Origin of the sequence: Streptomyces sp. SN-593, from assembly GCF_016756395.1 — a bacterium.
In the GTDB taxonomy this organism is placed as follows: domain Bacteria; phylum Actinomycetota; class Actinomycetes; order Streptomycetales; family Streptomycetaceae; genus Actinacidiphila; species Actinacidiphila reveromycinica.
The window spans coordinates 611,333-632,536 of sequence record NZ_AP018365.1; the positions used below are offsets into that span (position 1 = coordinate 611,333).

General features: G+C 73.7%; 15 protein-coding genes and 1 pseudogene. 10 read left to right on the top strand and 6 right to left on the bottom strand.

Translation table 11 applies throughout. The features are described 5' to 3' along the window. Nucleotides 1-315 precede the first annotated feature (315 nt). The 8 genes from RVR_RS02610 (at nt 316) to RVR_RS02645 (ending at nt 13,725) form a co-directional block, all read left to right on the top strand. Nucleotides 316-2,934 carry a glutaminase domain-containing protein gene (locus RVR_RS02610; RefSeq protein ID WP_202232229.1) on the top strand — a complete coding sequence of 873 codons (2,619 nt, stop codon included), beginning with the start codon at nt 316-318 and terminating at the stop codon, nt 2,932-2,934. A gap of 49 nt (nt 2,935-2,983) precedes the next feature. Further along, nucleotides 2,984-5,860, top strand: coding sequence for an RICIN domain-containing protein (locus RVR_RS02615; protein ID WP_237404526.1), 2,877 nt, complete (start codon nt 2,984-2,986; stop codon nt 5,858-5,860). 347 nt (nt 5,861-6,207) lie between these two features. Further along, a complete protein-coding gene (locus RVR_RS02620; protein WP_202232230.1) occupies nt 6,208-7,320 on the top strand; it encodes an ABC transporter substrate-binding protein in 1,113 nt (370 codons plus the stop codon). Between the two features lie 110 nt (nt 7,321-7,430). Then, a complete protein-coding gene (locus tag RVR_RS02625) occupies nt 7,431-9,137 on the top strand; it encodes a sugar ABC transporter ATP-binding protein (protein ID WP_202232231.1) in 1,707 nt (568 codons plus the stop codon). Further along, nucleotides 9,134-10,099 (top strand): ABC transporter permease, encoded by a 966-nt coding sequence (locus RVR_RS02630; protein WP_202232232.1) that lies wholly within the window; start codon nt 9,134-9,136, stop codon nt 10,097-10,099. The genes RVR_RS02625 and RVR_RS02630 overlap by 4 nt, the downstream gene beginning before the upstream one ends. Continuing rightward, complete coding sequence (locus RVR_RS02635) at nt 10,096-11,112, top strand: ABC transporter permease (protein ID WP_202232233.1); 1,017 nt, start codon at nt 10,096-10,098, stop codon at nt 11,110-11,112. The genes RVR_RS02630 and RVR_RS02635 overlap by 4 nt, the downstream gene beginning before the upstream one ends. A gap of 97 nt (nt 11,113-11,209) precedes the next feature. Continuing rightward, nucleotides 11,210-12,235 (top strand): LacI family DNA-binding transcriptional regulator, encoded by a 1,026-nt coding sequence (locus tag RVR_RS02640; protein WP_202232234.1) that lies wholly within the window; start codon nt 11,210-11,212, stop codon nt 12,233-12,235. 257 nt (nt 12,236-12,492) lie between these two features. After that, nucleotides 12,493-13,725, top strand: a complete 1,233-nt coding sequence (locus tag RVR_RS02645) for an aldose epimerase family protein (protein WP_202232235.1) — start codon at nt 12,493-12,495, stop codon at nt 13,723-13,725. Nucleotides 13,726-13,763: 38 nt separating this feature from the next. Here RVR_RS02645 and RVR_RS37290 read toward each other — a convergent pair. Together RVR_RS37290 and RVR_RS02650 are read right to left on the bottom strand one after the other, a co-directional pair. Further along, nucleotides 13,764-14,426, bottom strand: a pseudogene (locus RVR_RS37290) (phosphatase PAP2 family protein); the annotation flags it as partial. A 622-nt stretch (nt 14,427-15,048) separates the two neighbouring features. Next, complete coding sequence (locus RVR_RS02650) at nt 15,049-16,629, bottom strand: GDSL-type esterase/lipase family protein (protein WP_237404527.1); 1,581 nt, start codon at nt 16,627-16,629, stop codon at nt 15,049-15,051. 260 nt (nt 16,630-16,889) lie between these two features. On the opposite strand from RVR_RS02650, the gene RVR_RS02655 reads away from it, so the two are divergent. Further along, nucleotides 16,890-17,258 (top strand): hypothetical protein, encoded by a 369-nt coding sequence (locus RVR_RS02655; protein ID WP_202232237.1) that lies wholly within the window; start codon nt 16,890-16,892, stop codon nt 17,256-17,258. Nucleotides 17,259-17,335: 77 nt separating this feature from the next. Here the strand turns inward: RVR_RS02655 and RVR_RS02660 are convergent, their stop codons facing one another. Together RVR_RS02660 and RVR_RS02665 are read right to left on the bottom strand one after the other, a co-directional pair. Beyond that, on the bottom strand, nt 17,336-17,437 hold the full coding sequence (locus RVR_RS02660) for an SDR family oxidoreductase (protein WP_202232238.1): 102 nt from the start codon (nt 17,435-17,437) through the stop codon (nt 17,336-17,338). Nucleotides 17,438-17,576: 139 nt separating this feature from the next. Further along, entirely contained in the window at nt 17,577-18,041 is a 465-nt protein-coding gene (locus tag RVR_RS02665; protein ID WP_202232239.1) for a MarR family winged helix-turn-helix transcriptional regulator, read from the bottom strand. 67 nt (nt 18,042-18,108) lie between these two features. Between RVR_RS02665 and RVR_RS02670 the strand changes: the two genes are divergently transcribed. Then, nucleotides 18,109-19,026 carry an alpha/beta hydrolase gene (locus RVR_RS02670; RefSeq protein ID WP_202232240.1) on the top strand — a complete coding sequence of 306 codons (918 nt, stop codon included), beginning with the start codon at nt 18,109-18,111 and terminating at the stop codon, nt 19,024-19,026. Here RVR_RS02670 and RVR_RS02675 read toward each other — a convergent pair. Together RVR_RS02675 and RVR_RS02680 are read right to left on the bottom strand one after the other, a co-directional pair. After that, nucleotides 19,013-20,065 carry a cell wall protein gene (locus RVR_RS02675; protein ID WP_202232241.1) on the bottom strand — a complete coding sequence of 351 codons (1,053 nt, stop codon included), beginning with the start codon at nt 20,063-20,065 and terminating at the stop codon, nt 19,013-19,015. The two genes, RVR_RS02670 and RVR_RS02675, sit on opposite strands and share 14 nt — an antisense overlap. Further along, nucleotides 20,062-21,201 (bottom strand): ABC transporter ATP-binding protein, encoded by a 1,140-nt coding sequence (locus tag RVR_RS02680; RefSeq protein ID WP_237404528.1) that lies wholly within the window; start codon nt 21,199-21,201, stop codon nt 20,062-20,064. The genes RVR_RS02675 and RVR_RS02680 overlap by 4 nt, the downstream gene beginning before the upstream one ends. Between the last annotated feature and the right edge of the window lie 3 nt (nt 21,202-21,204).

Here is a 21,204-nt window from a genome sequence, read left to right on the forward strand (position 1 = left end):
GCATCCCGGGCCGATCGGTTTTACTCACGTTGTAAAGCCCACCGCGGGCCGCCCCGAACGGACTCCGCCGCACGTCGCGGGCCTGCGGTGGGACAGGAGGGACGCCTGTTCAACGGCCGGACCGCGGAGGCCACTTCTGCGCGGGGTATGGACAGGCCCCACGCCAAGTGCTGTCATGCCGGTTGGCGCCAGCCTTTCCAACGTTGAAGAACCCGAAGATCCCGGGCAACGGGCCCCCACGGCCCCTGCTCCCCCCTGCGCGTGTCCCGCACTTCCGTCCCCCCTCCGCGCCCTTCTTCGCAGAAACGGATCACCGTGACATCCGACGACACCCGCTCCCCCCACCCCGGTCGCCGCGAACTGCTCAAGTGGAGCGGCGCGTTGACCGCGGCCGCCGCGACCGGAGGGTGGTTCGCCGCGGGCCCGGCCGCCGCCGCGTCCGCCGGCGCCACGCCCGCGGCGGCACCGCTCGACGCGCACGCCGCGGCCGCGGCCGCCTCCACGTTCGCGCCGCTGCGGCCGCCGGCGGTCCCGCTCGCGGTCCGCTCGCCCTACCTGTCCACCTGGGTGGCCGCCGACAACCTCGCGGGGACCTGGTCCAGCTTCTGGAACGGCCACGTCACCGCGCTGTGCGGCCTCGCCCGGATCGACGGCACCGGCTACGTCTTCGCCGGCTCGCCCAACCTGCCCGCCGGCCCGGCGCTGACCACGATGCAGCAGCTCTCCCTCCAACTCACCGCCACCCGCTCGATCTACCAGGTGAGCGGCGGCGGGGTGACACTGACCGTCACGTTCTTCTCCCCCGTCGACCTCGGCAACCTCCAGCGGCAGTCCGTGCCGCTGTCGTACGTGACGGTGCAGGCGCAGAGCAACGACGGGAAGGCGCACGCGGTGGACGTGCACCTGGACGTGTCCGGCGAGTGGGTACACGGCGACACCTCGACGCAGATCACCTGGGCGCAGCAGCAGGCCGGCTCGATGACGGTGCTCACCGCGCAGCCGGCGGCGCCGGGCGTGCTCCAGGAGCACGGCGACCAGGCGTCGTGGGGGCAGTTGGTGTTCGCCGCGACCGGCTCGGGGCTGACCTGGCAGATCGGGCAGGACACGGTGGTGCGCGCCGCGTCGGCCGGCGGCGGCCGGCTGGCCGGGACGGTGGACGGCGCACAGCCGCGGGCGATCAGCGACCGCTGGCCGGTGCTGGGGCTGAACCGCGACTTCGGCACCGTCAGCCCGGGTACCGCGTCGGCGGAGTTCACGGTGACGCTCGGGCATGTGCGGACCCCGGCGGTGAGTTACCTCGGCACGCAGTTGCAGCCGTGGTGGACGCACTACTGGTCGTCGTGGACGGACATGGTGCAGTGGTTCGACGCCGACCACGCGGCGGCGCTGTCGGCGATGACGGCGCTGGAGCAGCGCATCCACGACGACGCGGTCGCCGCGGCCGGGGGCGGGACCACCGGGGACCACTACGCGGCGGTGTGCGCGCTGGCGCTGCGGCAGGCGGTGGCGGGCACCGAGCTGGTGGACCGGGGCGGCAGCCCGTGGGCGTTCCTGAAGGAGATCTCCTCCGACGGCAACATGTCCACGATCGACGTGACGTATCCGGCCTTCCCGGCGTACCTGTACCTGTCCCCCGCCTACCTCCGGCTGCTGCTGGAGCCGCTGCTCGACTACGCCGAGCACGGCGGCTGGCCGAAGGGGTTCGCCGAGCACGACCTCGGTTCGTCGTACCCCAACGCGGCCGGGCACAACGACGGCAACGAGGAGGACATGCCGGTCGAGGAGTCGGCGGACATCCTGGTCATGGCGGCGGCGGTGGTCCAGCGGCTGTCCGCGGCGGACGCGGCGTCGTTCGCCACCACCCACTACACGATCCTGCGGCAGTGGGCGGAGTACCTGGTGTCCAACGCGCTGGACCCGGGGTACCAGAACCAGACCGACGACTTCACCGGCTTCATCGCGCACAGCGCGAACCTCGCGCTCAAGGGCATCGTCGGGATCGGCGCGATGGGCGTGGTGGCGCGGGCGGCGGGCAACGGCGCCGACGCCGCGCGGTACGCGACGCTCTCGCGCAGCTACATCAGCCAGTGGACGACGCTCGCGGCGGACTCCTCGGGCAAGCACCTCAAGCTCGCCTACGACCAGGACGGCACCTGGAGCCTGAAGTACAACGGCTTCGCCGACAAGCTGCTCGGCCTGGACCTGGTGCCGACCGGGACCGCGGCGGCGGAGGCGTCCTGGTACGCGGCGAACGCGGGCGCGTACGGGGTGGTCCTGGACCCGCGCAACGACTACACCAAGGCCGACTGGGAGGTGTGGACCGCGGCGTGGCTGTCCGACCACGGCCCCACCCGTGACGCGCTGGTGAACGGGGTGTACGGGTACGCGGGCGCCACGCCGCAGCGGGTGCCGTTCAGCGACTGGTACACGGTGGCGAGCGCGGCGCAGCGCGGCTTCCAGGATCGGCCGGTGGTCGGCGGGATGTTCGCGCTGGCCCTGCGGCCGGCGTCCTCGACCGTGGTGTGGTGCCGCATCCAGAACCGGAACTCCGGGAAGGTGCTGGCCGTCTCGGGGATGTCGCTGGCGGACTCGGCCGAGGTCACGCAGTACACCGACAACGGCACCGCGGACCACGTGTGGACGCTGCTGGACAACGGCGGCGGCACGGTGCGGATCGTCAACCGCAACAGCGGGAAGGTGCTGGCCGTCCACGACCAGAGCCTGGACGACGGGGCGCACGTCCAGCAGTACCAGGACAACGGGACCCCGGACCACGTCTGGCGGATCGTCGACAACGGGGACGGCTGGTCGAAGATCGTCAACGTCCGCTCGGGCAGGCTGCTCGCCGTGGACGGCGCCTCCACCGCCGACAGCGCGCAGGTCACGCAGTGGAACGACAACGGGACCACCGACCACCTGTGGCGCATGATCTGACCCGCGCCGCAGCCCCATCCCCCCACTTCCCCGAGCAGGGAGCACGTCCATGGATCGTCGTACCTTCCTTCGAGGCGGCGCCGCCGCCCTCGGCACCGTGGCGTTCGCCGGCCGCATGGTCACCTCCTCCTGGGCCGCCGGCGGCGGCCCGGGGGTGGTGCTGGTCGGCGACACGTCCGGCGGCGGCCTGTACCACCCGTATCCGGCGGGGCTGACCCGCACCCCGTTCCTGAAGCTGCCCACGGGCAGTGTCACCGCGTCGGGCTGGCTGGCGCAGCAACTCGCCCTGGAGGTCGACGGGATCGCCGGCCGCTACGACGAGGTGTCGCACTTCCTGGACACCTCGACCACCGGCTGGTTCCACCCGTCGCAGGTCGGCTGGGAGGAAGTGCCGTACTGGGTCCGGGGGTTGACCTCGCTCGCCGGGGTGACCGGGGACGCGGGCCTGCGCGCGAAGGCCGACACGTGGGTGAACGGGGTACTGGCGACGGGGCAGTCGGACGGCTTCTTCGGACCGACGTCGCTGCGCACCTCGCTCGGCGGCGGGCCGGACTTCTGGCCGTTCATGCCGATGCTCCAGGCGCTGTGCACCTACCAGGAGTACACCGGTGACAGCCGGATCGTGCCGTTCCTGACGAAGTTCTTCGGCTACCAGAACACGTTCGGCGCCTCGGCGTTCAACCAGAGCTGGGGTTCGGTGCGGTGGGCGACGACGCTGCACGCGCTGCACTGGCTGTTCGCCCGGACCGGGAGCAGCGCGCTGCTGGGGCTGGCGGACAAGATCCACCAGTACGGCGCGAACTACGTGGACAACCTGCCGTCGCTGCACAACGTGAACCTGGCGCAGGGCTTCACCGAGCCGGCCTTCGCCGCGCTGCGCGGGAACGCGGCGCTGACCCAGGCGACCTACCAGGACTACGCGACGATCCAGGGCACCTACGGGCAGTTCAGCGGCGGCGGGTTCGCCGGCGACGAGAACGCCCGCCCCGGGTACGGCGATCCGCGGCAGGGCTTCGAGACCTGCGGGATCGTGGAGTACATGCAGAGCTTCGAGTCGATGGTGCGGATGACCGGCGACCCGAGCTGGGCCGACGGCACCGAGACGCTGGCGTTCAACTCGCTGCCGGCCTCGATGGAGCCGGGCCACACCTCGCTGCACTACGCCACCGCGGCGAACCAGGTGCAGTTGGACGACTACGACAAGACGCTGCACCAGTTCGACAACACCTTCTCGATGCAGGCGTACCTGCTGGGCGTCGACAAGTACCGCTGCTGCCCGCACAACTACGGCCAGGGGTGGGCGTACTTCACCGAGAACGCGTGGCTGGCGACGGCGGACAACGGGCTGGCCGCGGTGCTGTACGCGCCGACGAAGGTGACCGCGAAGGTCGGCTCGGCGGGCACCGCGGTGACCGTCACCGAGACCACGAACTACCCGTTCACCGACAGCGTCTCGCTGGTGCTGGCGCTGTCCGGCAGCGTGGCCTTCCCGCTCTACCTCAGGGTCCCGGCCTGGTGCGGCAAGCCGTCGGTGAAGGTCAACGGGACCTCGGTGGGCGCGTCGGGCGGCGCGGGCTTCGTGGCGGTGAACCGCACCTGGAAGAACGGCGACACGGTCGCCGTCTCGTTCCCGATGGAGGTCGCCACCACCACCTGGACGCAGAACCACGACGCGCTGTCGGTGCACCGCGGCCCGCTGACGTACTCGCTGCGGATCGGCCAGAACTTCCTGCGGACCGGTGACACGTCCTCGCACTGGGCGGAGTACGAGGTCTTCCCGACCTCGGCGTGGAACTACGGCCTGGTGCCCGGCACGTTCACGGCCACCACCACCGGGGCGAGCGGCAACCCGTTCACCCCGGAGGGCACGCCGGTGGCGATGACCGCGCAGGCCCGGCCGATCCCCAACTGGCAGGCGGACACGCAGGACGTGGTGTCCACGCTCCAGCCGAGCCCGGTGGCGACGTCGGAGCCGGCCGCCACGGTGACGCTGATCCCGATGGGCGCGGCCGCGCTGCGGATCACCTCCTTCCCCACCGTCGGTTCCGGCGGCCGCGAGTGGCAGCTCCCGGCCACCCCGTCGGCCTCCTGGTGCTGGTCGGGCGACACCGTGAACGCCCTCAACAGCGCCTACACGCCCAGCAGTTCCTACGACCAGTCGCACCCGCGGTTCACCTGGTGGGACCACACGGGCACCAGCGAGTGGGTGCAGTACGGCTACGCCGCGCCGGTGACGGTCTCGGGAGCGTCGGTCTACTGGTACGACGACACCGGGCACGGCCAGTGCCGGGTGCCGGCCTCCTGGCACGTGGAGTACCAGGCCGGGGACGGGTCGTGGCGGCAGGTGTCGGGCGCGGGCGCGTACGGCACGGCGGTGAACGGCTTCAACGCGGTGTCGTTCACGCCGGTGACGACCAAGGCGGTGCGGGTGGTGGCGCAGCTCGCGCCGGGGGTGTCGGCGGGCATCCTGCAATGGGACGTGACGGCGCGTCAGGCGGCGGTGGCGGCCGGCACCTGGTACCGGGTGCAGAACAAGAACAGCGGCAAGGTGCTCGGGGTGGACGGCATGTCGACGGCCGACAGCGCGAACGTCGTGCAGTTCACGGACAACGGGACCGCGGACCACGACTGGCAGTTCACCTCGGCGGGCGACAACCGCTTCACCGTGAAGAACCGCAACAGCGGGCTGCTGCTGGCCGTCGCGGGCGCCTCGCAGGCCGACAGCGCGCAGGTGCAGCAGTACCACGACAACGGGACGGCCGACCACTACTGGCACCTGGTCGACAACGGTGACGGCTGGTTCCGGATCCGCAACGGCAACAGCGGCCTGGTGCTGGGCGTCGACGGCATGTCCACCGCCGACAGCGCGAGGGTCGTCCAGTTCGAGGACAGCAGGACCGACGACCACCTGTGGCGCTTCCTGTAGGAGCGGCCGCGCGGGGCGAGAGGGGGAGCGCCGGCGGCGGAGGCACCACCGCCGGCGCCCGTCAGTGGATCGCACTACGGCGGCGCGCCGGGGCGTACAACGATGTAAAGCCGGGCAGGGAAATGACAGCACGGCAGCGGGACCGTGTCCACCCCGCGCGGCAAAGAAGCCCGGGTTCAGGCGGAGTCGTACCGGACTCTTGACACGTGGACGTCAATCCCCCAGGGTCCTCTACATCGTTGTAAAGGACGGGTCCGGACACCGCTGGTGCCGGCCCCGTCCCCATGCAGCGCGTCCGCGCTTTGCCCCCATTCTTCTTCCCGCATCGACGAGGATGTGATCGGCGCATGAACGTCTCCTTCCGGGCCAGGACCGCCGCCGCGGTACTCACCGCCGGCCTGTGCCTGGCCGCGAGCGCCTGCACCAACTCCGGCAACGACTCTTCCGGTTCGGACAAGGCCGCGGCCACGGACAACACCGCGGCCGCCCAGCAGACCGCCTCGCCCACGGCCGGCGCCGACGGCCCCGCCTGCACCTACCAGACCTACGGCGGCGGCGTCCCGAAGCTGGACATCACCGACGGCAAGACCATCGTCGGGTTCTCCCAGTCCGAGTCGACGAGCAACCCCTTCCGCGCCACCGAGACCAAGAGCATCGAGGCGGAGGCCAAGGCCAAGGGCGTCAAGCTGATCGAGCGGAACGCCAACGCGGACGTCAACGCGCAGAACTCGCAGATCGAGGACATGATCGCGCAGGGCGCCAAGGTGCTGATCGTGGCGCCGGAGAACTCCGACGGGCTCGGCCCGGCGCTCGCGCAGGCCAAGTCGAAGAAGATCCCGGTGCTCACCATCGACCGGACCGTCACCGGCACCGCCTGCGGCGACTTCGTCGCGTTCATCGGCTCGGACTTCTACGGGCAGGCCCAGATCGCCGCCGACGACCTCGGCACGGCGACCGGCGGCACCGCCCACGTCGCGGTCCTCACCGGGACGCCGGGCAACAACGTCTCGACCGACCGGACCAAGGGCTTCGACGACGAGGTCAAGAAGAAGTACCCGAACATCAAGGTCGTCGCCTCGCAGACCGCCAACTTCACCCAGACCGACGGCCAGAAGGTGATGGAGCAGCTCCTCCAGGCCCACTCGGACATCAACGCGGTCTACGCGGAGAACGACGAGATGGCGCTCGGCGCGCTCCAGGCGATCAAGTCCGCCGGCAAGACCCCGGGCAAGGACATCAAGGTCGTCTCCATCGACGGCACCCAGCAGGCGGTCCAGGACGTGGCGTCCGGCGCGCTGGTGGCCGACATCGAGACCAACCCGCGGTTCGGCCCGCTGGCGATCCAGTCGCTGGTGGACTTCTACGGCACCGCGGGGGTGTCCGCGAACGTCATCATCAAGGACGGGCACTTCACCGCGGACAACGCCAAGCAGGCGCTCTCCCAGGGCCTGGTGTACTGACGCCCGCGCGGTCCCGGCCGGGGCCGGACCGGGCCTCCCCACGGCCCGGCCCCGCCGCGCACCGCCCCCACCCGCAGCACCGCGCACAACTCCGCAAGAGGAGGAAGACGTTGGTCCAGCAGGACCCGGACCCCCGCAGCGACGCCGTCCTGGAGGTGGCGGGGGTGGACAAGAGCTTCGCGGGCGTCCACGCCCTGCGCGAGGTGGACTTCACCCTGCGGCCCGCCGAGGTGCACGCCCTGATCGGCGAGAACGGCGCGGGCAAGTCCACCCTCATCAAGGTGATGACCGGCGTGCACCGTCCCGACGCCGGCACCGTACGACTCGCCGGGCGGGCACGGGAATTCCGCCACCCGCTGGAGGCCCAGGCCGCCGGCATCTCCACGATCTACCAGGAGGTCAACCTCGTCCCGCTGATGTCGGTGGCCCGCAACCTGTTCCTGGGCCGCGAGCCGCGCCGCTTCGGGCTGGTCGACCACGGCCGGATGAACCGCGAGGCGTCCGAGGTGCTGGGCCGGTTCGGCGTGCGGGTGGACGTCACCCGCCCGCTGCGCACCCTCGGGCTCGGCGCCCAGCAGATGGTCGCGCTGGCCCGGGCGGTGCAGATCGACGCCCGCGTGGTGATCATGGACGAGCCGACCTCCTCCCTGGAGCCGAAGGAGGTCGAGACCCTCTTCTCGGTGATCCGCGGCCTGAAGGAGCAGGGCATCGCGGTGGTCTACGTCAGCCACCGGCTCGACGAGCTGTACGCCGTCTGCGACCAGGTCACCGTCATGCGCGACGGCCGCGTGGTGCACACCGGGCCGATCGCCGGCCTCGAACGCCTCAAGCTGGTGTCCCTGATGCTGGGCCGGGAGATGTCCGCGGTCCGGGACAAGGGCACCACCGCCTTCGACTCCGACGGCCACGAGCGGCAGGACGGCCAACCCGCCCTGCGCGCCCAGGATCTGACGGTACGCCACCGACTGCACGGCGTCTCGCTCGACGTGCACCCGGGCGAGGTCGTCGGCTTGGGCGGTCTGCTGGGCGCCGGACGCAGCGAGACCGCCAAGGCGATCATCGGGGCGCTCGCCACCGAGCAGGGCACGGTCGAGGTCGAGGGCAGCACGCTGCACCGGCGCAGCCCGGCCGCCGCGATCCGCGCGGGCGTGGTGATGCTGCCGGAGGACCGCAAGGCCGAGGGGGTGATCCCGAACCTGTCGGTGCGGGAGAACATCTCGCTGGCCGCGCTGCCCCGGCTCTCGCGGGCCGGCCTGGTCTCGCAGGCCAAGCAGGACGAGATCGTCACGTTCTTCATGGAGCGGCTGCGGATCAAGGCGTCCGGGCCGGACCAGAAGGTCGGCGACCTGTCCGGCGGCAACCAGCAGAAGGTGCTGCTGGCCCGCTGGCTGTGCCTCAACCCGAAGGTGCTGCTGCTCGACGAGCCGACCCGCGGCATCGACGTCGGCGCGAAGGCCGAGGTGCAGGGCCTGGTCGACGAGTTGGCCCGGGACGGCCTGGGGGTGCTGCTGATCTCCTCGGACCTGGAGGAGCTGATCGAGGGCTCGGACCGGGTGGTGATCCTCAAGGACGGCCGTGTCGTCGGCCACCTCGCGGGCGACGACGTCACCGAGGACGGCCTGCTGGACGCGCTCGCCACCGCCCCGGAGGCATCCGCGCCGCCCGGCCCCGACGCCGCGGACACCTCGGACGCCGCAGCCGTCGCGGACGCACCGGACGCCGCGGACGCCCCGGACGCGACCGCCGAACCCGACGAACCCGCGGACCCGGCAGCGCCGGCGGATCCCGCGCACCCCGCCAAGGAGACGCACGCATGACCTCCCTCACCTGGCCGGGCGCGGCCCTGGACCGCGGCCGGCTGCTGCGGCTGCTCCAGGAGTACGGCGTGTACGCCGCGCTGGTCGTCCTGTTCGCCGTCGCGGTCGGCCTCGACAGCTCCTTCCTGTCGACCGGCAACATCCGGGTCCAGCTCTACCAGGTCGCCCCCACGCTCCTGGTCGCGCTCGGCATGTCCCTGGTGATCGGTACCGAGGGCATCGACCTGTCGGTGGGCGCCACGATCGCGCTCGCCGCCTCGGTGGTGCCGCTGTACGCCGGCTACGGCCTGTTCGCCGCACTCGCGATGGCACTGCTGCTGGGCGCGGCCACCGGCGCGGTCGGCGGCGCCATGGTCGCCTTCGCCCGGGTCCAGCCGATCGTGGCGACGCTGTCGCTGATGATCGGCGTCCGCGGCCTCGCCGAGATCGTCAACGGCAACTCGGCCAAGCCGATCACCCAGTCGGGTCTGCTCGACCTCGGCTCGCGCACCCTCGGCGGCGTCCCCGACATGGCCTGGATCGCCGGGGTCTGCGCGCTGCTGACCGGGCTGCTGGTGCGCCGCACCACCTTCGGCCGGCAACTCGTCGCGATCGGCGACAACCGGCAGGCGAGCCGGCTGTCGGGCCTGCCGGTGCGGCGGGTGCTGATCACCGTCTACGTGCTGTCGGGCGTGCTCGCCGCGCTCGCCGGCGTGCTGATCGTCGGCCACGGCGCGGAGGCCGACCCGGCCAACCAGGGCCTGAACATGGAACTGGACGCCATCACCGCGGTCGTGGTCGGCGGCACCCCGCTGTCCGGCGGCCGGGTGCGGGTGCTGGGCACCGTCGCCGGCGCGCTGTTCATGCAGCTCATCACCGCCGTGCTCACCCAGCACAACGTGCACACCTCCTACACCCAGATCGTCGAGGCCGCCATCATCTGCTTCGCGGTGTACGCCTCCCAGGAGCGAGGGACCCGATGACTTCCACCGCCCTCCAGCCGACCCCGGCGCCGCCGGCCGCGTCCGACGGGCAGGCCGCGCGGGTCCCGGTCCGCGAGCGGATCGCCTCCCAGGTGCAGCGGCACGGCGCGCTGGCCGTCCTGGTCCTCGTGGTCGCCATCGCCTCCGCGACCTCCTCGACCTTCCCGACCTGGAACAACATCAGCAGCATCCTCGGCAGCAACGCCTTCGTGTGGCTGCTGGCGCTCGGCATGACCTTCGTCATCATCACCGGCGGGATCGACCTGTCGGTCGGCTCGATGTTCGCGCTCGGCGGGGTGCTGGGCGCCTACGGCTCGCGGCACGGCACCTGGCTGGCGATCCTGCTGCCGCTGGCGGTCGGCGCGGCCTGGGGCACCGTGCAGGGCCTGCTGATCGCGTACGCGCGCATGGCGCCGTTCATCGTCTCGCTCGTCGGCCTGCTGGGCCTGCGCGGGCTGTTGCAGGCCGTCACCAGCGAGGGCGCGACCACCTACCTGGTCCCGGCCCACTCGTGGTTCCGGCACCTGGGCGCGGGCACCTGGACACCGGTGCTCGTCGTGGCGGCGCTCTTCGTGCTCGGCGCGGTGCTGCTGACCCGGACCCGGTTCGGCGCGACGCTGACCGCGCTGGGGGGCAACGAGCACGCGGCGCGGCTGATGGGCCTGCCGGTGGAGCGGGCGAAGGTGCTGGTGTACCTGCTGTCCGGCACCCTGGCGGCGGGCGCGGGCGCGCTGGGCGGGGCCCGGCTCGGCTCGGGCGTGACCACCATCGGCGTCGGCTACGAACTGACCGCGATCGCCTCGGTGGTGATCGGCGGCACCCTGCTCACCGGCGGCGCCGGATCGATCGGCGGCACGGTCAGTGGCGTGCTGCTGCTGGCGGTGATCCACAATCTGATCGACCACTATTTCTCGCAGTACGGATCGGCGTTCACCGACACCGTCAACGGCGGCTTCCTCGCCGTCGTGGTACTGCTACAGACGTTGCTGAGCCGGACCCAGCAACTGGAGTGAGGACGCCCTGCCGCGGCAGGGCGGCACCGCCGCGGACCGGGGGCCGCAGACCTGAGCCGGACCGCGACGCAACCGGTCCGACCGAGAGAGGAGTTCCGTGGGCGTCAGCCTGAAGGATGTCGCGCTGCGCGCCGGCGTGTCCGTGAAGACCGTCTCCAACGTGGTGAACGACTACCCCCACGTCACGCCCGGCACCAGACGGCGGGTCCAGCAGGCGATCGACGAACTCGGCTACCGGCCCAACCTCACCGCCCGCCACCTGCGCAAGGGCCGGACCGGCATCATCACCCTCGCGGTGCCCGAACTGGGCAACCCCTACTTCGCGGAGGTGGCCGGCGCAGTGATCGACGCGGCGGCCCGGCACGAGCTGACGGTGCTGCTCGACCACACCGCCGGGCTGCGCGAGAAGGAGGTGCTGGTCTCGCAGGGGTTCCGCTCGCACGTCATCGACGGCCTGATCCTCAGCCCGATCCGGCTGGAGAGCGAGGATCTGCTCTCCCGCCCCGAGGCCCCGCCGATGGTGCTGCTCGGCGAGCGGGAGTACGACGCCCCCTACGACCACATCATGATCGACAACGTGGGTGCGGCCCGGAGCGCGGTGCGGCACCTGCTGGACATCGGGCGGCGCCGGATCGCGTTCCTCGGGGCCCGCCGGGAGAGCGCGCGGCAGCCGGCCCACCTGCGGCTGCGCGGCTGGCGGGAGGCGATCACCGCCGCGGGGCTGGCCCCCGACGAGTCGATGGTCGCCGCCACCGAGGGGTACGACCGCGCCGACGGCGCCGCCGCGATGGCCGCGCTGCTGGACCGCGAGGACCGGCCCGACGCGGTGTTCGCGTACAACGACCTGATCGCCCTGGGCGCGATGCGCACGCTGGTCGAGCGGGGCCTGCGGGTGCCCGAGGACATCGCCGTGGTGGGCTTCGACGACATCGAGGAGAGCCGCTTCGGCATGGTCTCGCTGACCACGGTCGCCCCGGACAAGGCCGCGCTGGCCCAACTGGCGGTGGACTGCCTGGTCGAGCGGATCGCGGTCGCGGGCGGCTCCGAACCCCCCAGCCCCCGCCGTATCCTGCCCGGCTACCGCCTGATCGTCCGCGAGTCCACGTCGGTGCGAAGAAGTTAGGGCGCCGCCCGGGGAGGCGCAGGTCACCACCGGTGCCTCCGACCCGCCTCCGGCGGGTGGGGCGTCCGCGGCACGGCCGGGGGGAGCCCCGGGCCGCCGGAGGCGCCCGGGTAGGCTCCGGGCGAGGGCGACCTCGTCCGGGCCCACCGCCGCGCCCACCTCCACCGCCGACCGTCCGCCGCCGCGCCGCGCCGTGCGCGCGACCCGGCAGGACCGCAACGGCCCGCCCGCCCACCGGCCCTCGTCCCAGGATGACCATGCCCTCTCACTCCCCCGTGCCCGCCGCGGCGCCCGCCCCCACCGCCTCCCTGCGCCGCTCGCCCTTCGGCACCGCACCGGGCGGTGACGCCGTCGGATGCTGGACGCTGGACTCGGGCGCCGGGGTGCGCGCCGAAGTCCTCGACTACGGCGCCACCCTGCGCGCCCTGTCGGTGCCGGACGCGGCCGGCCGCGCCGGCGACGTGGTGCTCGGCCTGCCCTCCCTGGCCGACTACACCGCCGAGCACCCCTACCTCGGTGCCGTCGTCGGGCGGTACGCCAACCGCATCGCGCACGGCCGGTTCACCCTCGACGGCCGCGAGCACCAGGTCCCCGTCAACGACCGCGGGCACGCGCTGCACGGCGGCCCGGACGGCTTCCACCGCCGGGTCTGGCGGGCCGCGCCCGCCGACGACAACGGCCCGGCCTCCGCCGCGCTGCGGCTGACCCTGCACAGCCCGGACGGCGACATGGGCTTCCCGGGCGCGCTCGACGTCGAGGTGGTCTACCGGCTGACCCCGGCCGGCACGCTCAGCATCGACTACCGCGCCCGCAGCGACCGGGCCACGCACGTGAACCTCACCAACCACGCGTACTTCAACCTCGCCGGTGCCGGCAGCGGCGACGTCCTCGGGCACACCCTGCGCCTGCACGCGGCCGGCTACCTTCCGGTGACCGCGCAGGCGGTGCCGCTCGGGCCGGTCGAGCCGACCGCCGGCACCGCGTTCGACTTCGGCCGCCCCCGGGCGATCGGCGAGCGGATCGGCGAGCCCGACCGGCAACTGACCGACGCGGGCGGATACGACCACTGCTGGGTGCTGGACGCGGCGGACCCGGCCGGTCAGCCGCGCCCGGCCGCCCGCCTGAGCGATCCGGGCAGCGGGCGCTGCCTGGAGGTGTGGACCACGGAGCCGGGCATCCAGGTCTACACCGGCAACGCGCTGGACGGCTCGCTGGCGGGGCCGGCCGGCCGGCCCTACACCCGGCACGGCGCGGTCTGCCTGGAGACCCAGCACTACCCGGACGCGCCGAACCGGCCCGGCTACCCGGCCACGGTGCTGCGGCCCGGCGCCTTCTACCGCAGCCGGACGGAGTTCCGCTTCCCCCACCTGGGAGCGCCCTCGACGGCGGCGGCCGCCGCCGACGGCTCGTCCGCCGCGTCGCGCGCCGGCGGCCCGGAGGCGGGCCCGCCGGACCCGTCCTCACCGCCCGAGCCGCGCAGCCTGGGGTAGGCGCGCCGGCCGAAGAGCACCCGCTGGAGGAGGAAGCCGATGGCGAGGGTGGCCGCACCGGCCACCGCGTCGGCGAAGAAGTGGTTGGCGGTGGAGATGATCACCACGAACGTCGCCAGCGGGTAGCACACGCCGAGCACCCGCAGCCAGGTCCATCGGGCGAGGAAGAACAGCGTCAGCCCGCACCACGCCGACCAGACGATGTGCACCGACGGCATGGCCGCGTACTGGTTGGACACCGTGGAGACGTGCCCGGAGTCCCAGGAGCCGTGCGTGTGGTGGCTGACGATGGTGTCGATGAAGCCCTCGGACCGCAGGAACCGCGGAGGCGCGAGCGCGAAGAAGGTGAAGCCGACCAGCGCCAGGCAGGTCGCGGTGTACAGCGCGGTGCGCGCGGCCCGGTAGTGCTGCGGCCGGCGCGCGTACAGCCAGATCAGCACCGCGGGCGTGATCGCGAAGTGCAGCGTCGCGTAGTAGTAGTTCATGCCGACCGTCAGCCAGTTGACCTTGTCGACGGCGTGGTTGAGGCTCAGCTCGAAGTCGACGTGCAGCAGCCGCTCGAAGTGCAGGACCTCGCGGGCGCGGTGCAGCGCCTGGGTCTTCTCCCGGGGGACGTAGCGGCGGGTGCGGCTGTAGGCGAGGTACAGGCCGACGGTGAAGGCGAGTTCCAGCAGGAGCCGGGGCCGGTTGCGCGGGCGCATCCGGGCGGGCAGCAGCGGGAGGCGCCGCACGGCGGCGGGGCGGTCGTCGGGTTCGGCGGTCTGCGCGGCGCCGGCCCCGCCCGCGGTGGCGGCGGTCACCGGACACCTCCCGGCCCGGCCGCGGCCCGCCGACGTGCCTCGGCACCACCCCGGGGGTGACGGGTCGGTGCAGGTCCCGGCCTTCGCCCGCGCGGTGACGGGCTCGGCAGGCTCGGCGGATACGCCAGCAGCATGCGGTCGATCTCTCTTCCCGAACGATCCGGCGACGAGCCGGGCGACGCGCCCGACACTACCTCGGACACCAAAACGTCCGTCTACCGATACCGGGAGGACATCTGCGCGCGTCCGGCGCGGTCACGGAGCGTACCCGGCGGGGCGCCGGCGGCCAAGTCGGCGGCCCCGGCGCCCCGGTGGGCGGGGCCGCGGTACGCGCAGGTCCGAAGAGGTCGGCGCGGCGCCCGCGGGCTTGGGCGGCGGCGCGCTCCCCGGCGTGGGACCCCGACCCGCAACCGTCCCCAGGCCTCGTCACATTGGGTGATGAGGGTGATGTTTGCCACACATCGCGCGCACGGGCGCGCCACAGGAAGGGCGCCGGAACCAGGGCGCGCGCGGGCCACGGGCCTCAGGGTGCCGGGGCGGACGTGTCGGGCGGGGTGGACGTGTCGGGCGGGACCGTCGCGCCCGAGGCGCCGGCGCCGTCCCACGCGGTGCCCGTGCTGCGCGTCGGGTCAGGGGAGGCGGTGCCGCCCGGCGAGGCGGTGCTGCCCGGGGAGGCGGTGCCGGCGGGATGGGCGGCCCGGTCCGCCTCGATCGCGCCGAGCGCCTGCTGGTCGGCGAGCGCGATGGCGAGTTCGCCCGCGGCGGTCGGGTGCAGCGGCGCCCGGCCGGAGGCGTCCTGCACGAACGGCTGCTTGCTGCACAGCGCGTGCCCCTCGAACGCGGGCTGGGCGACGGCGAAGTGGAAGGTGGCCGCGCCGCTCTCCAGCACCGCGTTGAGGTCCGACAGCCGCGAGCCGAGCACGTCGGTCTTCTCCGAGGTGATGCCGTCCTTCTCCAGGCAGGCGGTGTCCGGCCCGAACGGGTCGTAGTACTCGTTGAGCACCACGGCCGGGTGGTGCGGCAGCGCGGCGAGCTGTTCGAGCAGGTCCAGGTAGTCCTGGGTGAAGCCGGCCAGCTCCTCCTTGAAGTACGCCGTGGACGCGTCGTCGTCGCAGACCGGCGCCGCCGCGCACAGGCCGGTCAGCAGGCCCCAGTTCATGTCGTTGGCGCCGATGCTCACGATCACGGCGGACGCGCCGGTGGCGCGCTGGGCGACCGCGAGCTGCGGCGGCACCACCTTCCCGCCGCGCACCTGCACCCCGAGGATGCCGTCGGAGACGGTGGCGCCCTGGCAGGCGAGGTTGAGCACCTTCCAGCCGTTGGCCGAGGCGAGGTCGGCGGCATAGGCGTCGGAGCTGCGGCCGCAGGTGCGGTCGAGCGCGGTGGGGTGGTCCACCAGCGGGTTGCCGATGCCCGCGGCGGTCGAGTCGCCGATCACCACCGCGTGGATGCCGGGCATCGCCGGCCCCTTGGCCGCGGGCACCGGCGCGGCCCGGGTCCGGCCGACCAGGTCGTCGAGCGTGTGCACCTGGCGCAGCGCGCGGGGTGTGCCGGAGGCGAGCAGGTAGACCCCGGCGGCGTTGGCGGCGCTCACGGTCACCAGGGTGGCCGCGAGCAGCGTCAGCATCGTGCGCGGGGAGGTGCGGCCGACGCCCGCGACCGCGATGGCGATGACGCCCGCGCAGCCGGCCGCGACGAGGGTCTCCCAGACGCAGTAGCGCTTCCAGCCCGCCGCGAGCTGCCGGCTGAGCAGCGGCACCAGCGCGTCGTCGCCGTCGGCGTGGAACGCCTCGTTCACCTGCGAGTCCAGGGTGATGTGGGCGAGCTTGAGCTTGGGGCGGATCGGCCCGTCGAAGCGCGGCTGGGTCGGGATGGCCTCGCCGAACAGGTCCAGCTCGCCGGGTCCGGACCTGCTCAGGCCCGGCTGCACCGCGCCGACCTGGACGTTCTGCCCGGCCGCGGAGACCGCCTGCATGGGCGTCAGCCGCACCGCCAGCCAGATCCCGGCGGCGCTGGCGCCCGCGACCAGGACGGCCGCGAGCAGCAGGTTGCGGCCCCGGCGCAGCCACCGTGACCTGCCGTCCGTCCACCGCACGAGCCGCACGTGTCGCCCTCTCCTCCGTCCGGACCGCGCCTCGGCGCGCGGCCCCGCCCGTCCCATCCTGCGCGGCTCCCGCACCCGGCCGCCTGTGCACGACCCTAACGGGCCAACCCGGACGAACGCCCCATCACGCCCCGGGTGCGCCCCGGTCGTACACCTGTCCGCGGCCGAGGGCGCCGCCGCGGCGGCGGCCGTGCGGGACGCGGCGTGACACCCGCCGCGCACGGCGGTGCGCGGATGTACCGACGGCGTACGCTCCCGGCATGAAGGACAGCGATTTCGTGCGGCGGATCATCGGCATCCTCACCGAGGCCCGCCAGATGCAGGTGCTGCTGGAGGAGGACCCCGAGCGGCAGGACATCTCGGGCGACAACGTGCGCGCGCTGCTCAACGAGACGATGCCGACCATCGAGTTCCCCGCCGACGCCAGTCCGGGCGAGATCGGCGAGGCGCTGAGCCTCCAGCTCAGCCCGGTGATCGAGCGCCTGACCGGGGCGTTCTCGCTGATCTTCCTCCAGCTCGCCGACCTCCACGACGCGGGCCGCACCGACGTGACGTCGGCCGACATACTCCAGGACCTCGCCCTGCGCGCGGACGAGTTGTGGCCTGGCGAGGAGGACGGCGGAGTCTGACCGCGTCCCGGCGCCGCCGCGCGACGGGCGGACCGGGCGGGAGCGGACCGGGCGGGGGCGGACCGGGCGGGGTGCGCTCAGGTCGCGGTGCAGCCCCCGTCCACGGTGAGGACGGACCCGGTGACGCAGGCGGCCGCGGGGGACGCGAGGAAGACGTAGGGCGCGGCGACCTCCTCCACGGGGGCGGTCGGGCGCCTGCCGCCGGACCCGGGGACGCCCGCCGCCCGCCCGGGGCGCGTCCGGCCGGCGGACGGACCAGCGGCGGACGGGCGTCGGCCGCGTGCAGGGGCGCCCCCGAGCCCACCGGCAGGGAACCGCTCAGCCCGTCGGGACGCCGACCCCGCCGGCCTCCAGCGCCGCGCGCAGCGTCGCCAGCGCGTCCGCGGTGGCCGCCACCGCGGACGGGTCGAGGACGTCGCCGACGAGTTCGGCCAGCACGTCGGCGAAGGTCCTCTCGGCCGCGTCGAGCAGCAGCGCGCCGGCCTCGGTCAGCGCCAGCAGGGAGGACCTGCGGTCGGCCGGGTTCGCCCGCCGCTCCACCCACCCCTGCCGCTCCAGCCGGTCGGCGCCCTTGCTGACGGCCCCGACCCCGACGGCGAACTCGGCCGCGAGGTCCGCCACCCGCGTACCGGGGTGGGCGCGCAGATGGCGCAGGAACTCGAACTGCGAGGCGACGATCCCGTGCCGGGCCTTCAGGCGCTCGCCGAGACCGTTGTACAGGCGCGTCTCACAGCGCACCAGGTCGGCGAAGAGACCGGGCAGCAGGCGGTCACCGTTGTCCATTTAACTTCCTCGGCATATAGTTCTTGGGAAGATACTTCCACGGCTACTTCTTGCAGGGAGCATACGCGTGAGCAAGCAGCAACGCGCCCGGATCGACACGATGATGCGGCAGCCGCAGCCCGAGGGCCCCCGGTCGATCGAGGCGCTCCGCACCGGGTTCGAGGCACTCATGGCCACGATGGCGGTGCCCGCGGGCATCCGTACCGCCGCGGCCGAACTGGGCGGCCGACCCGCGCTGCGGGTCGATCCGGAGGGGGAGTCGGCCGCCGGCACGATCCTGTACTTCCACGGCGGCGGCTGGGTGTCCGGCTCGCCGGTGACGGCGCTGTCGCTGACCGGGAGCCTGGTGGCCAGGACCGGCGTCACGGCGTACTCCGTGGACTACCGGCTCGCGCCCGAGCACCCGTTCCCGGCCGCGATCGAGGACGCGGTCCGCGCCTACCGCGCCCTGCTCGACACGGGCGCCGACCCGTCGGCCGTCGTGTTCGCCGGGGACTCCGCCGGGGGCGGCCTCACGGTCACCGCATGCCTGGCCGCCCGCGACGCCGGCCTGCCGCTGCCCGCCGGCCTCCTGGCGTTCTCCCCCGGCCTCGACGCCACCCGGACCGGCGCGAGCATGGACGGCAAGGAGGGCGTCGACCCGATCTTCACCCGCGCGGGGCTGGAGTACACCGGGGCGATGTACCTGGCCGGGGCCGACCCGTACCAGCCCCTGCTCAGCCCGGCGCTGCTCGGCGACCTCGCGGGCTTCCCCCCGCTGCTGGTCCAGGTGGGCGCGAACGAGGTCCTGCTCGACGACTCCACCCGCCTCGCGGAGCGGGCGAGGGACGCCGGGGTGGACGTCGTCCTCGACGTGACCGCGGAGGTGCCGCACGTCTTCCAGGCGTTCACCGGCCTGCTCGACGAGGCGGACGAGGCGCTGGACCGCGCCGCCCTCTTCCTCACCCAGCGCCTGCGCCGGGGCGGGGCGGTCAGCGGGCGGTGACGCGGGGCAGGTACCAGAGGCAGAAGGCGGCCAGCGCGGCGGCGGCGGCCAGGCAGATCCCGGTCTCGATGAGCTGGAGCGGGACGAACTGGTCCATCGTGAAGGACCTGTTGTACCGCCCGACGATCTGCTGCTGCCGCATGCAGGTGGCGAACGCGTGGGTGTCGCGGCCGGCGCAGGGCGGGATGCTGGTGGTGAGGCTGCCGTCGGCCCGGACGTAGCCGACGCCCTGGAACCAGCCGTCGCGCGGAAGGCTCGGGAAGTCCAGGCCCCGCGTGCGGCGGAGGCGCGGGGTGAGCAGGTGCGGGCGCAGCTTCCCCAGCCCGAACAGGACCGCCTCGGCGAGCGCGGCCGAGAGCGCGACCGCGGGCAGGGTGCGGCGCACCAGCACACCGGCGGCCGCCCCGGTCGTCAGGGCGAGCAGGAGGTGGGCGACGCCGACCGGGCCGGTCCAGGAGAAGAAGTCCCAGTCGCCCCACCAGACGACCGCCCGCCAGGCGGAACGGTCCGGGCCGCCGTTGTGGCCGCGCCAGGCGGAGTACCACCACCAGGAGACCGGCACGGTCAGCACGACGGCCGCCGCGGTGGTGACCGCGGCCGCCACCCCCAGCTTGACCGCGGCCCATTCCCGGCGGCCGACGGACTGCGTCCAGGCCAGCCGATACGTCCCGGACTCCAGGTCCTGCGCGAACAGCGGGGCGCCGACCAGCGCGCCGACCGCCAGCGGCAGGTAGCGCAGCACGGACGGCGACAGGTGCGTGACGGTCGGCGGGGCCGTGCCGCCGCTCCCGGCGTCGCACCGGTGCGGCGTGGCCCGGCAGACGTCGGCGTAGTGGTGCACGGCGGAGACGAGTTGGTGGTGCTCCCCCAGCGCCCACAGCGCGGCGAGGACGGCGAACCCCGCCGTCGTGCGGTAGACCGCCCGGTGCCGCCGCCAGGCCAGCCAGGCGGGTCCGGCGAGGCGGGGCACCGGGAACGGCAGCCGGGCCGCGCGCTCCTCGCGCCGCGGCCAGGACACGTAGCGGGCGAGGGCGCTCATCGGCCGGGGTCGGGGTCGGACCGGTGGTGGTGCACGCGCGGCTGGTCGGCCGGGCGGGTCAGCGGCTCGTCGGCGGGCGCGAGGAGGGGCGGGGCCTGCGGGTTGCGCAGGTAGGCCAGCAGGATCTCCTCCAGGGTGGGCGTCTCGGCACGCACGGTGCGGTCCAGGGAGGCCGGCAACTGGAGCATCGCGGTGAGCTGGCGGCCGGTGGTGCGCGCCTCGACGACGGTGTGGCCGAGCAGGGCGTCCGGCAGCGGGGCGGCCGCGTCCGGACGGGCGCGGGCGCGGTGGGGCGCGCGGGGATCTCCGTCGGCCCGGGGATCGCCGTCGCCCCGGGGATCGCCGTCGCCCCGGGGATCGCCGTCGCCCCGGGGGCCGCCGTCGGCCCGGGCGCCGGAGGTTCCGCGGTCGTCGAGGGTGTGGGTGACCAGGGTGTGCGCGGCCTGGACGAACTCCACGTCGTCGGCGACGAGCATCCGGCCGCGCGCCATCAGCAGCACGTAGTCGCAGACCAGGTCCAGCTCGGCGAGGATGTGCGAGGACATCACCACGGTGGTGCCGCGCTCGGCGGCGGTGGTCATCAGCGCGGCCATCATGGCGTGCCGCCGCAGCGGGTCGAGGTCGGCCATCGGCTCGTCCAGCAGCAGCAGGTCGGGGCGCTTCCCGAGCGCGAGGGCGAGGGCGACGCAGGTGCGCTGGCCTCCGGAGAGCTGTCCGACCTTCGCGCGGAGCGGCACATCGGCGTCGGCCACGACGGCCCGCGCGGAGGCGTCGTCCCACAGCGGGTTCATCTCCCGGCCGTAGCGCAGCGTCTCGGCGACGGTGAACCCGGCGTGCAGCGGCCGGTCCTGGAGCAGCAGGCCCACGCGGGGCAGGACGGCTCCGGTACCGGGCCGGTGGCCGAGGACCCGCAGGCGGCCCTCGGTCGGAGTGCGCAGCCCGGCGGCGACCGCGAGCAGGGAGCTCTTGCCGTCGCCGTTCGGCCCGACCAGGCCGGCCACCCGGCCGGGCGGAACGCGGAAGTCGCAGTGCCGCAGCGCCCACTCGGCGCGGTTGCGGATGCCGAAGCCGCGCGCCTCCAGCGCGGGCGGCTCGTTCCCGGTGCGCGGGGCACCGGTCGGCGGGTGGTTCGCCATCGC

What these genes read in the sequence shown, in the direction of transcription:
- RVR_RS02680 (WP_237404528.1), bottom strand. Translation starts at nt 21,201, where the DNA reads ATGGCGAACCACCCGCCGACCGGTGCCCCGCGCACCGGGAACGAGCCG.
- RVR_RS02635 (WP_202232233.1), top strand. Translation starts at nt 10,096, where the DNA reads ATGACTTCCACCGCCCTCCAGCCGACCCCGGCGCCGCCGGCCGCGTCC.
- RVR_RS02615 (WP_237404526.1), top strand. Translation starts at nt 2,984, where the DNA reads ATGGATCGTCGTACCTTCCTTCGAGGCGGCGCCGCCGCCCTCGGCACC.
- RVR_RS02645 (WP_202232235.1), top strand. Translation starts at nt 12,493, where the DNA reads ATGCCCTCTCACTCCCCCGTGCCCGCCGCGGCGCCCGCCCCCACCGCC.
- RVR_RS02655 (WP_202232237.1), top strand. Translation starts at nt 16,890, where the DNA reads ATGAAGGACAGCGATTTCGTGCGGCGGATCATCGGCATCCTCACCGAG.
- RVR_RS02620 (WP_202232230.1), top strand. Translation starts at nt 6,208, where the DNA reads ATGAACGTCTCCTTCCGGGCCAGGACCGCCGCCGCGGTACTCACCGCC.
- RVR_RS02630 (WP_202232232.1), top strand. Translation starts at nt 9,134, where the DNA reads ATGACCTCCCTCACCTGGCCGGGCGCGGCCCTGGACCGCGGCCGGCTG.
- RVR_RS02665 (WP_202232239.1), bottom strand. Translation starts at nt 18,041, where the DNA reads ATGGACAACGGTGACCGCCTGCTGCCCGGTCTCTTCGCCGACCTGGTG.
- RVR_RS02675 (WP_202232241.1), bottom strand. Translation starts at nt 20,065, where the DNA reads ATGAGCGCCCTCGCCCGCTACGTGTCCTGGCCGCGGCGCGAGGAGCGC.